Here is a 406-nt window from a genome sequence, read left to right as displayed (position 1 = left end):
TATCCAGCACATGCAGAAAGCCCTGATGCAGATGAACCTGCAACTGCATCATGTCGTGCGCGACGTCACCGGCCTCACGGGCATGAAAATCATCCGCGCCATCGTCGCCGGTGAGCGCAATGCCGAAGTACTTGCCCGACACCGCGACTATCGCTGCAAGACGTCGATCCAGACCATCCAGAACGCGCTGATCGGCAACTATCAGGATGAGCACGTCTTCGAGCTCACCCAGGCGCTAGCACTGTACGATTTTTATCAGACTCAGGTCGCGCAATGCGATGAACGGATTGAGTTCGCGCTAAGGCAGTGGCAGGCGTCCGAGCCTGCCTGCACATCGTTGCCTGCGCCGCGGCATCGCAAACAGCAGCCGAATGGATTCGCTTTCGATGTGCGCGCCGCACTGTAC

At 58.6% G+C, this 406-nt stretch carries 1 pseudogene; it reads left to right on the top strand.

Annotation, left to right across the window (positions count from 1 at the left end):
* Positions 1 to 25: 25 nt before the first annotated feature.
* Positions 26 to 406 (top strand): annotated as a pseudogene (locus tag VSR34_RS38840) (IS110 family transposase); the annotation flags it as partial.

Source organism: Paraburkholderia sp. JHI2823, from assembly GCF_038900695.1.
GTDB lineage: Bacteria > Pseudomonadota > Gammaproteobacteria > Burkholderiales > Burkholderiaceae > Paraburkholderia > Paraburkholderia mimosarum.
The sequence above is the reverse complement of the archived record's forward strand: the minus strand, read 5'-3'. Positions and strand labels throughout refer to the sequence as shown.